The organism is Streptomyces dysideae, assembly GCF_001514305.1.
GTDB lineage: Bacteria > Actinomycetota > Actinomycetes > Streptomycetales > Streptomycetaceae > Streptomyces > Streptomyces dysideae.
In genome coordinates this window covers 131,218-142,952 of sequence record NZ_KQ949084.1, presented here as the reverse complement: position 1 = coordinate 142,952, position 11,735 = coordinate 131,218, and the positions used below count along the sequence as shown (strand labels likewise).

General features: G+C 69.8%; 8 protein-coding genes and 2 pseudogenes. 4 read left to right on the top strand and 6 right to left on the bottom strand.

What is annotated here, in order from left to right; genetic code table 11:
* Window positions 1-550: 550 nt before the first annotated feature.
* Both AQJ91_RS18295 and AQJ91_RS18290 read left to right on the top strand, forming a co-directional pair.
* Window positions 551-1,279, top strand: coding sequence for a hypothetical protein (locus AQJ91_RS18295; RefSeq protein ID WP_067022388.1), 729 nt, complete (start codon window positions 551-553; stop codon window positions 1,277-1,279).
* Entirely contained in the window at window positions 1,276-2,595 is a 1,320-nt protein-coding gene (locus AQJ91_RS18290) for a helicase-associated domain-containing protein (RefSeq protein ID WP_234382484.1), read from the top strand. The genes AQJ91_RS18295 and AQJ91_RS18290 overlap by 4 nt, the downstream gene beginning before the upstream one ends.
* A gap of 247 nt (window positions 2,596-2,842) precedes the next feature.
* Here the strand turns inward: AQJ91_RS18290 and AQJ91_RS18285 are convergent, their stop codons facing one another.
* Window positions 2,843-3,379: a Uma2 family endonuclease gene (locus AQJ91_RS18285; protein WP_234382481.1), complete on the bottom strand. Its 537-nt coding sequence runs from the start codon at window positions 3,377-3,379 to the stop codon at window positions 2,843-2,845.
* An 851-nt stretch (window positions 3,380-4,230) separates the two neighbouring features.
* On the opposite strand from AQJ91_RS18285, the gene AQJ91_RS18275 reads away from it, so the two are divergent.
* Window positions 4,231-5,703 (top strand): AAA family ATPase, encoded by a 1,473-nt coding sequence (locus AQJ91_RS18275; RefSeq protein ID WP_067022386.1) that lies wholly within the window; start codon window positions 4,231-4,233, stop codon window positions 5,701-5,703.
* 422 nt (window positions 5,704-6,125) lie between these two features.
* Here the strand turns inward: AQJ91_RS18275 and AQJ91_RS49565 are convergent, their stop codons facing one another.
* Both AQJ91_RS49565 and AQJ91_RS18260 read right to left on the bottom strand, forming a co-directional pair.
* Window positions 6,126-6,749 (bottom strand): FMN-binding protein, encoded by a 624-nt coding sequence (locus AQJ91_RS49565; protein ID WP_234382478.1) that lies wholly within the window; start codon window positions 6,747-6,749, stop codon window positions 6,126-6,128.
* Window positions 6,750-6,827: 78 nt separating this feature from the next.
* Window positions 6,828-8,159, bottom strand: a complete 1,332-nt coding sequence (locus AQJ91_RS18260) for a ferredoxin reductase family protein (protein ID WP_067022380.1) — start codon at window positions 8,157-8,159, stop codon at window positions 6,828-6,830.
* A gap of 281 nt (window positions 8,160-8,440) precedes the next feature.
* Here AQJ91_RS18260 and AQJ91_RS58250 point away from each other — a divergent pair.
* Window positions 8,441-10,108: pseudogene (locus tag AQJ91_RS58250) on the top strand (SNF2-related protein); the annotation flags it as partial.
* 451 nt (window positions 10,109-10,559) lie between these two features.
* Here the strand turns inward: AQJ91_RS58250 and AQJ91_RS18250 are convergent.
* The 3 genes and pseudogenes from AQJ91_RS18250 to AQJ91_RS18240 form a co-directional block, all read right to left on the bottom strand.
* Window positions 10,560-10,889, bottom strand: a complete 330-nt coding sequence (locus AQJ91_RS18250; protein ID WP_067022376.1) for a hypothetical protein — start codon at window positions 10,887-10,889, stop codon at window positions 10,560-10,562.
* A gap of 308 nt (window positions 10,890-11,197) precedes the next feature.
* On the bottom strand, window positions 11,198-11,479 hold the full coding sequence (locus AQJ91_RS18245) for a type II toxin-antitoxin system RelE family toxin (RefSeq protein ID WP_067022374.1): 282 nt from the start codon (window positions 11,477-11,479) through the stop codon (window positions 11,198-11,200).
* 3 nt (window positions 11,480-11,482) lie between these two features.
* Window positions 11,483-11,659: pseudogene (locus tag AQJ91_RS18240) on the bottom strand (prevent-host-death family protein); the annotation flags it as partial.
* Between the last annotated feature and the right edge of the window lie 76 nt (window positions 11,660-11,735).

The window sequence follows — 11,735 nt, the reverse complement described above, 5'->3', positions numbered from 1 at the left end:
GAGCTCGCCCCGGAAGTACTCCAGCGCGCCGTCGAGCAGCGCCGGCCAGGCCGGGCCGCCCAGCGTGACCTGGTCCGGCGGGATCTGCCAGGTGTCGCGCACACTGCTGTCGCTCAGGGTGTCCTCCCCCCGGCCGAACAGTGCCGGACGCGCCACCGCGATCAGCTTCCTCACCTGCGGCGCGCGCAGCGGCAGACGCACCGGACCGACCCCGGCCACCTCAAGGCCGACGCCGTCCGCCGGTGCTTCGAGCCGGGCGCTGAACTCCGCCGCCTTCGACCCGCCGAGCAGCACGCCCAGCCCCTCCCTCGCACTTTTGGCCATCACTCCCTCCTCCCTGTTCCCGCGGCCGTGTCGCCCCGACCCGGCTCAACGGAGCAGCGGGACCGCGGGGGGCCGTCTCACCCGTACGGGAACGCCTTCCCCGGCACGGACGGGCGGCCCGGAAACGCCCGGTTCGGGCCGCGCGCCCACGCGGGCCTCCCCTCCGGGGACAACGGGAACGGCCAGTCCCCGCACCTGCGCCCCGGCGTTGCGGAACAATGGCACCGTGAACGACGACGATGCGCAACTACTGTCCCAGGTACGGTCGTTGCGGGAGAAGGGCAGCGGACCGAAGCAGATCGCGCGGGCCCTCGGACTGAAACCGGCCCGGGCGAGCGCGCTGGTGCGCCAGGTGGCCCACGAACAGCAGAGCACGGCCACGCCGACCGAGCGCCCGGTGGTGGGCTGCTGGATCAATGCCGGCTGGAGCACCGACCTGGACCTGTCCGCGGCCCCCGACTGGGCGCGCGCGGACGACGAAGGCGCCGGGAATCCCGAGGCTGCCGGTTTCGCCCAGGTCCTGATCGCCCGCCAGGAGCGTGCCAGCCGGGTCACCCTCTGCGGGTTCCTGGTCGACGTCTACTGCCTCGGCGTCAAGGACACCGTCGGCCCACAGGTGATGGGCGGAGGATCGCTGGACGTCTACGTACGCGGCTACTACCGGGCGTTCGACCAACCTCCGCTGCGGATCGGCCTGGAGCAGGCGCAGAGCATCGTGCACGGTGGTGTGGCCTACGCCCGCACCCTCGGCTTCGAGCCCGCGCCGGACTTCGCGCAGGCCGCCGTACACCTCGGCGAGCCCGGCCCGACCGCCCCGCGGATCGGCTTCGGTCGCCAGGGGAAGCCGTTCTACGTCAACGGCCCACGCGACGACGCCCAGAAGATCGTACGCACGCTGGAGCGCACCTGCGGCGCAGGCAACTACCACTACGTCCTGGGGACCGGGCCGCTGTGATCAGCAACCACGACGAGCATCAGGTACGCACGACCGAGCACGAGGCGCAGGCCAACCTGAAGGCGGTGCTTCAGCTGTGCGCGGCAGGCCGACTGCGCTGCAGCGAGAAGACACTCCGCCCCTCCGCGGCATCGGTCAAGGCGGTCGCGGAGGCGCTCAGCGGCGGCGACTTCTACGCCGAGGAACCGATCGCGTCCTTCGCCTGGCCACTGCTGCTCCAGGCCGGCGGACTCGCCGAACTCGCTTCCGGCAAACTCGCACTGACCGCACGCGGCAGGGCGGCGCTGACCAAACCGACGCACGACACGCTCGCCCTGCTGTGGCGGCGCTGGCTCAGCCGCGGCGTGATCGACGAGTTCTCCCGCGTCGAAGCGATCAAGGGCCAGCGCGCGGCGAACGTCCTCACCGCCGTCAAGCCGCGCCGGGCCCAGGTCGGCGCGGCCCTGGCCGCCTGTGCGCCCGGTGAGTGGACCGACGTCGACACGCTCTTCCGCACCATGCGCAAGGCCGGTCACGATCCCGAGATCGCCCGCAGCGAGCGCGCCCTGTGGAAGCTCTACCTGGAGGACCCCGAGTACGGCAGCCTCGGCTATGACGGGTTCCACAACTGGGAACTCCTCCAGGGCCGCTACACCCTCGCCGTGCTCTTCGAGTACGCCGCCGTCCTCGGCCTGATCGACGTGGACTACCGGCCGCCGGTGGGCGCCCGCGACGACTACCGCGACAACTGGGGCGCCGACTGGACCGACTGCATCAGCCGCTACGACGGCCTCCTCGCCCTCCGCCCCAACCCGCTCGGCGCCTACGCCACCGGGCAGACCGCTACCTACCTCCCCACCCCCGCACCGGCCGACGCCGCCCCGAAGAGCACTGGCGGCCTGAAGGTGCTCCCCAACCACGACGTGGTGGCCCTCGACGGACTCGCCCCCGCCGAGACCCTCCTCCTCGACGCCTTCGCCGAGCGCACCGGCGACCGCGTGTGGACCCTGACCCCCGCCTCGCTGCTCGCCGCTGCCCACACGGGCCGCGATCTCGCCGAACTCCGCCACCATCTGAACGCCGCCACCACCGTTCCCCTCCCGCAGACGGTCACCACCCTGCTGGCCGACGCCGCCCGCCGCGTCGGCCAGGTCCGCGCCACCGGGCCGGTGCACCTCATCGAGTGCGCGCACCCCGCCGTCGCGGCCCTCCTCGCCACCGACCGCCGCACCCGCACCCACTGCGCCCGCCTCGGCGAACGCCACCTCGCCGTCCCCCTCGACAAGCTCCCCGCCTTCCGCAAGTCCGCCCTCGCCCAGGGCTACCCCGTCGGCTGACACACGCCCTCGTGGGCCGGACACGGACCAGCACAGTCAGTGGTCCCCGGCTTCAGGCCGAGGAAACTCATCCAGGTCAGGGGTGAAGGTGCGCCCGTCGATCGGCTCGATCGGGTGCCTGCCCGTGCCGTACTCATGGGTGTGCGCCGCGATGTAGCCAGTTCCGGTGAGCATACGAAACCACGGGCAGGGCCACGGAGCCGTGCCGCCAAAGCCGGGGGAACAGCCTCAGCGGATCTTCTTGAAGTCAGTGCGCACCGTGACCGACCCCGGCCAGGCTGAACCCGATCTCCTCACCGAAGCGGTAAGGCACGGCCGAGGTGTATTCGTCACCCTTCGGCACTTGGTAGAGCACGCACTCCCCAGTCAGCACGTCCACGATCAGATACGTCGAAATCCCGCGCGCCGCGTACTGGTTGAGCTTGCGCCCGTAGTCCTGCCCGACCGTCGAACGGGACACGCTCTCCGCGACGAAATGCACATGCTTCTGATCGACGAACGCATCTGCCGGGCCGAGCGCGCCCGCGTCCACCACCAGCACATCGGGCTCGGGCGTGTACCCGTCCAGCTCTGGCAGTACTCCCTTGTCACGCGTGACGTGCAGACCGGACTCCCCGCCCAGCTGCTCCGTCAGCTGGGAGCGGATCGAATCGTGCGCCTCACTGTGCGCCTCCGTCACCGGTGACATGTACAGGCGCCCCTGGTCGAACAGCAGCTTGACCGCCTTGGGCAACTTCATCGAACGCCGCACCTGGCTCAACCACTGCGCGTACTCCGGATACATCGTGCTCATCGCGCCTCCACGCCCCATCACGAGGTACCGCCATCGTACGGGCCGGACGCAGCGAGCCACCGGTCTTCCCTCTGCCCGCTTCCAGCGTGCTCGGTGACGGAATTCGCCCTGTCCACGGCCGTTCACCTCACTCAGGGACGGCAGGGCGGCCCCGGTGTTCCACAGTCCGAGGTGATCCCGGTGCCCGGCGAGGATTCCGTTCTGCAGCGCATCCTCTCGGAGTGGCCGCTGAAGCGCGTGGTCGTGACGAACACGGCCAGGTCGGCTCCGAAGAACACCTCGGCGCCCAGCAGGTCGCGTGGCTCCCGGCCCGCGATCGTGTTGAGGACGCCACAGCCCTCTGGCCAGCAGGAACCTGCTGGCCGCTGGTTGCAGTTCTGGTTGCAGTTCTGGTTGCAGTTCTGGTTGCATTCACCTCCGTCCAGGGCCGTCCGCGCACCAACCGGCCCCACGCATCGCCGCAGGTCAGGATGTCCCCGAGCATCCCCGAACCCCCAGACGAACATTTGGAAAGCGTGTTGGGGGCAACCCCTCACGAGTTCGAATCTCGTATCTTCCGCAGCCGCCTGAACAGGCGAAACGAGGACCCCGGACTGCTCAGCGGCCGGGGTCTTCGGCTTGCCCTGGTCTCAGTCTTGGTCTCATTTATTTCCGGCATTCAAGGCATTCTTCTCGCACGGAGCAGCCGCCGCCCGGCGAACCTCGGGCACGGCTCCGCTCGAGGGGTACGTGCAGCGATCTCGAGCGTCGACTTACGCATGCGCGGTCCACCATGCACACTGGGTCAGATATAGGAGTATGTTTTATGGAACCGTACTTCTATCTATGGGGGGAGACAAGGCGTGGACAAGCCTGCCGAGATGTTCGACCGGGATTACGAGTGGTCGGCGCTGAGCCGGTTCATCACCGATGACCAGCCCGGCGCGACCCTCGGCGTGGTCTCCGGGCGGCGCCGCCAGGGCAAGACGTTCCTGCTGGACGCCGCCTGCCGTGCCACCGGAGGGTTCTACTTCGGCGCGACCGAAGCCGCCGACGCCGAGTCGCTGCGACGGATCAGCGCCGCACTGACCGCCCACGTCCGCCCCGCCAGCCCGTTCCACTTCGCCAACTGGTCTGAGGCCGTCGACGCGCTGCTCGCCCTCGGCTCCGAGCAGCCCGTCCCCGTCGTGATCGACGAGTTCCCGTACCTCGTCAAGGCCAACCCGGAGCTGCCCTCGATCATCCAAGAGGCACTGCGGCCCCTGCGTGACCAGCGCACCGGCTCCCGCACCCGGCTGCTGCTGTGCGGCTCTGCGCTCTCCTTCATGGGCCGGCTGCTGTCAGGCAACGCCCCGCTGCGTGGACGGGCCGGGCTGGAACTGGTCGTCCGTCCCCTCGACCACCGCCTCGCCGCCGACTTCTGGGACATCACCGACCCCCACCTGGCCATGAAGGTCAACGCGATCGTCGGCGGCACCCCCGCCTACCGGCGCGAGTTCGCCCGCGGCGACACCCCCGAGGGACCGGACGACTTCGACGACTGGGTCGTCCGCACCGTCCTCAACCCCGAGACCCCCCTCTTCCGCGAGGCCCGCTACCTGCTCGCCGAAGAACCCGATCTCCGCGACACCGCCCTGTACCTGTCCGTCTTGGCCGCCGTCGCCGACGGCAACGCCACCCGCGGCGGCATGGCCGGCTATCTGGAACGCAAGGCCACCGATATCGCGCACCCCATCAACGTCCTCGAAGATGCGGGACTACTGCACCGTGACGCCGACGCGTTCCGCGACAACCGGCCCACGTACCGAATCGCCGAGCCACTGATCGGCTTCTACCACGCGATCATGCGCCCGGTCTGGGACCAGCTCGAACGCCCCGGCAGTGCGCCACGGGTCTGGCAGGCCAGCCGCCGACGCTTCGTCAGCAACGTCCTCGGACCTCATTTCGAACAGGTCTGTCGCGACTGGGCCCTCCACCACGCCGACCCCGAACTCCTGGGCGGTCTGCCCGCCCGCGTCGGGCACGGCGTGGTCCACGACCCCAAGGCCCGCATCGGCCATGAAATTGACGTGGCGGTCATAGGCATCGCCGACGGCGCCAAACCGCCGCTCCTCACCATCGGGGAGGCCAAATGGAACGACGCCATGGGCATGGCCCACATAGACCGCCTCCGGCACATCCGCGACCTCATCGCCCAGGCCGGACGCTACGACACGAGCCGCACCCGGCTCATCTGCTTCAGCGGAGCAGGCTTCAACGACAAAGCACGCGCCATTGCCGAGGCCGACCCCGGCGTCCAGCTGATCGACCTGCCAACCCTCTACGGCCAGGTCTGATGCATACCATCATCCATCCGCAGTCGCCTGGAGCCGCAACACCCATCAATTGCCTACCCTGACTTCCGATCGCCTCCTGGGGTTCGCCCGAGAAGCGAATTCATCACGTTCAGGGCCGCCCTCTGATGAGGGTGGGGCAAGAGGAAGGTCTTCTCCTTGTTGGCCGGGTTGATCGCGGGGCGGGAGTTGATGCGGCAGATGATGCAGGATCAGCTGGATGCCCGCACCGCGGCGGAGGAGCGCCGTCGGGAGGTGACCGGCGCGGACGGTGTGGCGCGCACGCGTGCCGAACGCGGGCATGTGCGGCTGCTGGCGACCACGGTGGGCCGCGTCGAGATCTCCCGGAGAAGTCGGCGAAGCGCGTGTGCGGCAGGAGGAGACAGCCCCCTCGGCGTGCTCGACGTGACGCATCCGCCGTGTCCTCAGATGCCGGCCTGGTCCAAGGCGCTTTGCAGGGACTGCTTGTAGCCGGCGCTGGTGTAGGTGGCGCCGGACACCGTGTCGATGTCCGCGCTCTGGGCCGCCAGCGTCTCCTGGTTGAGTTTCGGAACGGCGGTGGAGGAGATCTCCCTGCTCCTCGGCGAGGAGGACGGGGACTGGACGGCCGTCGCCCCCGTGATTCTGCCGTCGGTAAGTGTGATCCGTACCTGGACGGGACCGTACTTGGTCTGGGCCGTGGCACCGGTGACGGTTCGGGTCGTGGGTGCGGCCGACGTGGTCTTCGGGGCAGAGGGGGCGCCGCTGGTCCTCGTGGGGGCCGGGGCCCGGGACGCGGAGCGTGACGCCGACCGGCTGGGGCTCGGGGAGGACGAGGCGCGCTCTTTGCCGACTGTCCGTGCCGGCGTCGCCGACGCGGACGGGGACGCCGTAGGGGAGGCCGACAAAGAGGCATCAGCGGTGAGGCCGGTGCTGGGAGCGGCGTCGGCCTGGGCGAGCGCCGGGTCCGTGTTCGGCTTGAGCGCGAGCAGCAGCACGATCGTGGCGGCGGTGGCGGCGCCGGCCAGCACCATGCGGCGGAGCGGATGCGTCTTCCTCACGAAGCTCACAGCGCATGCGGCACCACGAGTGTCACCCGCGCAGCGGGGCTCGTGTCACCTGTGTACCGGCCTCGCGGACACACCGGCTCAGAGCTCGAAGGACTCGTAGTGGATGAGCTGGTCGGGCACACCCGCCTTGCGGAGCACCACATACCACTCCTCGGCCAGGCCCGGCGGGCCGCACAGGTACACGTCGTGCCGGGCGATGTCCGGCAGGAGCCCGCGCAGCGTCTTCGCGGTGATCTCGGTCCGGCGGCCGTCGGGTTTGTTCACGACGTACAGCAGTTGCGCCCCGCGCGCGTCCGCGATCGCCTCCAGCTCGCCCCGCAGCGCCAGTTCCTCGGGCGTACGGGCCCGGTAGAGGAGGGTCAGGTCGCCGGGTGCCGCGGGCAGCGTCTCGAACAGGGCGCGAAGTGGGGTGATGCCCGCGCCGCCCGCGAGCAGCAGTACCTTGCCGCGGCTGCGGCGCGCGGCCGTCAGGGCGCCGTACGGGCCCTCCGCCCACACCCGCGTGTCCGGGCGCAGTCCGACCAGCGCCGCGCTGTGCCCACCGACCGCCTTGACGGTGATGCGCAGCAGGTCGGGGCGGGGTGGTGCCGAGAGGGAGTAGGGGTTCGCGGTCCACCGCAGGCCCTTCGTCAGGAACCGCCAGCGAAAGAACTGACCCGGCTCGGCACCCAGCCGGTGCAGCCGCCGGCCTCGGATCAGCACGGACACCACGCCCGGCGCCTCCCGTACGACCGACTCGACCCGCATACGGTGCCGGATGTTGAGCCGGACGGGGGTGAGCACCCGGAACCACAGCAGCAGGGCGCCGACCGTGGCGTAGAGGGCGTACCAGGCCGTACGGGCCGCCGCGTCGTCGGCGAACTCGCTGCCCGTCGCCAACTGGTGCCAGAAAGCGAGGTAGACCGCGGCGTAGGTCAGCAGGTGCAGGTGATACCAGGTCTCGTAGCGCATGCGGCGCCGCACGGCGCCGGCGGAGACGAAGCCGACGAAGAGCAGCAGCAGCGTGCCGACCGTCGCCTCGATCATCCACGGGTAGTCGGTCACCACCGAGACGGTCTGCGCCACGACGCCCAGGCCCGCCTGTGCCGCGTACCCGTACAGGATCAGCACGACATGGGCGACGGTCAGGCACAGCGCGTACCGGCCGGTCATCGCGTGCCAGCGCGCCACCCGGTCGGAGCCCACCCGGCGCTCCAGCGTCGGCACACGTGCCATCTGCAGGATCGTCAGGGCGATCGCGTAGCCAGCCAGCAGCCCGGTCATCCGGCCCGCGTCCACCAGCCACTCGCCGGCCGTCAGGGGGACCGCCGGGGTGTTCCGCCACCACAGCCACAGCACGGCTCCCGCACCGGCCCAGCCCAACGCCAAGAGGGGTACCGCCGGGGAGCGCCGGGGGCGGATCCGGCGCATGGCTTGCCGTCTTCCTGCCCGACTCTGCTGGATCGTCGTCAAGGCAATGGCCCTTCGCGTGGGTGGAGCCCCGGCACTCTATACCGGCCGGATGTCCCGCACGGAGCGCCCGCAGCCGCGCTCCCGGCACGGCCAGGGCGGTTTCGCGATGCCGGTGGAACCAACCGCCGGTGGTCTCAGCTCTGGTCTCATTCGCCTCCGTCCAGCGGCATCCGGGGCCCCTGCACCGACTGTTCCAGCACAGGTCAGAACGCTCCCGGCCCTCCGTGGACAGCCGGACGAAGGCCGCCAGATTCGCACCGCTCACCCCCGTGCGCCGCTACCACGGCGGCGACCGCCACCTCAAGGACCTGGCCGGCGACGAGATCGTCCTGGTCACCTACGGGGTGCTGCGCCGCGACCGTGAAGTGCTTGCCGAGACAGCCTGGTCGCTGGTGGCCGCCGACGAGGCCCAGCACGTCAAGAACCCCTACGCCGTCACCGCCCGCGAACTGCGTGCCCTGCCCGCCCGCGCCCGCGTCGCTCTCACCGGCACCCCCGTGGAGAACAACCTCTCCGAGTTGTGGGCACTGCTCGACTGGACCATCCCCGGGCTCCTCGGCTCACTCACCGCCTTCCGTGACCGGCATGCCCGCGCCATCGAGGCGGGCGAGGATCCCGAGGCAGCCGAGCGCCTGTCCCGTCTCGTACGTCCCTTCTTCTTGCGCCGCAAGAAGTCCGACCCCGGCATCGCGCCCGAACTGCCGCCCAAGACCGAGACCGACCACGTCGTCCCGCTGACGGCCGAGCAGACCGGCCTGTACGAGGCACAGGTCCGCGAGACCATGGCGAAGTTCGCGGAGTCGGAGGGCATCGCCCGACGCGGTCTGGTACTCAAGCTGCTCACCGCGCTGAAGCAGATCTGCAACCACCCCGCCCAGTATTTGAGAGAGCACGGCCTGCGCCAGTCCACTCCCCTGCGGGGCCGCTCCGGCAAGCTCGACCTGCTCGACGAACCGCTCGACACCATCACCGCCGAAGGCGAATCCGTGCTGGTCTTCACGCAGTACAAACAGATGGCGTCTCTGCTGGAGAACCATCTCGCCGAGCGCGGCGTCCCCACTCTCTTCCTGCACGGTGCCATGGTCGGTCCGGTCACCGTCGCTCCGGGCAAGGTCAATGCCGCTGTCCAGGGCAGCCGCCCGCGCCCGTACCGCTCCTCAGTCCACCTGCCCGTCCTCACCGACCCTCAGTGGGACACCTTGCTCGACACGATCGCGGCCCGCGCCGGACATCTCGCTGCACTTCTCGACGACGAGATGCCCGCCGAACTCGTAGACGACGCCCGGCACGCAGGCGTCCCACTGCTCCCACTGCCCACCGAGCTCGATCCGGAGTGCTCCTGCCCCGACTGGGGATACCCCTGCAAGCACGCCGCCGCGCTCTGCTACGCCATCGCCGCCACCATCGGCACCGACCCATTCGTGCTCTTCGCGCTGCGCGGCCGCGGTCGCGAGGAGGTCTTCGCCCAGCTGCGCGCGCTCCGTACGGCAGCACAGGAGACCGCCGCCCCACCGGCACCGGGTCGGCATCCTGGCCGCCGCCGCGTACGCCCACTGGGCCGAAGAGCCCCCCGAACTGCCCGAACTCCCGGAACCCGCCGCCCACACCACAGCACTGCCCGTCGCCCCGCCACCCGGCACCGGCCTGGCCGCCGCGGACCTGGAACGCCTCATGGCCGACGCCACCGCGGGCGCCGCCCGGCTCCTCGCGGGCGACACCGCCGACCTGCACCTGACCCAGCACCAGGACGCCGTCCGCGTCGCCGCAAGCAACCCCGGAGCCGAGTGGTTCCACCACCTGATCCAGAACACCAACGCCACATTCACTGCCTTCGCATGTCTCACCGGCGCCTGGCGCCACGGGCATCACCGCCGCCGAACAGCCCTACGCCCCCGACCCGACGGTGATGAAGGCCACCCGCACCGCCCTGGACGCGGCCCTCGCCGAGATGACCGACTCCCCCACACACCTCAGAACCTGGCGCAACCGCCTCAGAAGCTGTTGTCTTCAGAAGGTTGTGAGGGGGGTGGGTGCGGAGCCATTCGGCGTCCCGGGACCCAGTGGTCCGGGGACCCCTATCCGGCCACCCCCCTTGGCCGCCGTGATCTTCGGCGAGAACATCGAACCGGCTCATCTCTGCCACGGAAGCTAACAACCCCCACTGACAACGCCCTTGTTCCTGTGGTCGGCACCCCCGGCAGACGTGCCAGAACCGTGCCAGGTCGTGCGGGAAGCCACGGGGAATGCCAGGGAACGCAGGCTGCAGACGTCAGGCGCCGACATCGTTCCACCGCAGGCCATCAGGCATCTTGCCTCTGAAGCACCCAAGCTTGCCAAGCTCAGGTTTCCTTGCCTTGCTCAGAGCGAGGGCGTGAAGCCGGCGGACAGGTCGAGGCAGAAAGGGGAGCCAGGCTCCGTGGGGGTCCATCCCTCGCGAAGGGCAAGTTCGATGGCGTGGGCGACGTCGGATGGCAGTACGGGCTTGGCCTCGCGTCCGAACCAGTTGCCCGGATGCGGCTGGTCCGTGGTCACCACGAGTGTCGTCCCCCACGCGTCTACATGCTCGGCCGCGAACGTGCACGGCGTCCAGGCCAGCGCCTGAAAGTAGGTCGGCCTACGTCGCAGCCGCCACCTGTAGGCCGTGCCGTCAACGACGATGCGCCGTGCTCCCTTTCGGCCCAGTGCCATGACTCCTCCTCAACGGCCAGGATGCTACCGAGCCCCGCTGCATCGTCCGTCTCATTCAGCGCGGTTCGCGGCCGTTCAGGGGAGACCGGAAGCCGATAGCGGGCGAGCGGCCGTCCATGAACACAGGTGAACGCCCCTGCACACAGCCCACCACCACAGTTGGAAAGCGTGTTGGGGCCAACCCCTCACGAGTTCGAATCTCGTATCCTCCGCCAGTGCATCACCGGGCACGATGTTGAAGGGCCGAGCCGCCTTCGGTATGCGCCGGTGGCAGTTCTGATTGCGCACCCACCTGCGCTGCGAGCCGCCTACGGAACTTGGCGGTAGACATCGCGTCGGTTGCCGACAGCCAGTACCCACACGATCAGCTGACCGTCCTCGACGGTGTAGACGACGCGGTAGTCGCCGACCCTGAGCCGCCAGCGGGCACTGTGCCCCTGGAGGGTCTTGATGTCGAACGACGCGGTCTCCCCCGCGTCCATCGCCTTCTGGAGTTCGGTGAGGCGGTACAGGATACGGAGGGCGTCCGGGCGCGGGATCTTGAGCATGCCGCGCTGTGCGTGCGGCGTGAACCGCGTGACGTACCCCATGAGTCAGCCCTGATGAGCGCGCAGCAAGGCGGCCATCTCTTCGAGCGAGACCGACCCCTCCGCACCCTCGGACTCGGCCTCGTCGGCCAGCTGGTTGAGCCACGCCTCTTCGGCACTCTCCTCGATCTCACGCAGGCGCTGGTACTCCTGGATGTCGATCACGACGGCTTCCTGCTTACCGGGTCTTCGAAGTTGAGCGGTGCGCGGACGCCGGGCGCCGACTGGTAAGCCGCGAGGATGTGACAGTTTCCGCGGG

What these genes read in the sequence shown, in the direction of transcription:
- AQJ91_RS18285 (WP_234382481.1), bottom strand. Translation starts at nt 3,379, where the DNA reads ATGTATCCGGAGTACGCGCAGTGGTTGAGCCAGGTGCGGCGTTCGATG.
- AQJ91_RS18250 (WP_067022376.1), bottom strand. Translation starts at nt 10,889, where the DNA reads ATGGCACTGGGCCGAAAGGGAGCACGGCGCATCGTCGTTGACGGCACG.
- AQJ91_RS18245 (WP_067022374.1), bottom strand. Translation starts at nt 11,479, where the DNA reads ATGGGGTACGTCACGCGGTTCACGCCGCACGCACAGCGCGGCATGCTC.
- AQJ91_RS18260 (WP_067022380.1), bottom strand. Translation starts at nt 8,159, where the DNA reads ATGCGCCGGATCCGCCCCCGGCGCTCCCCGGCGGTACCCCTCTTGGCG.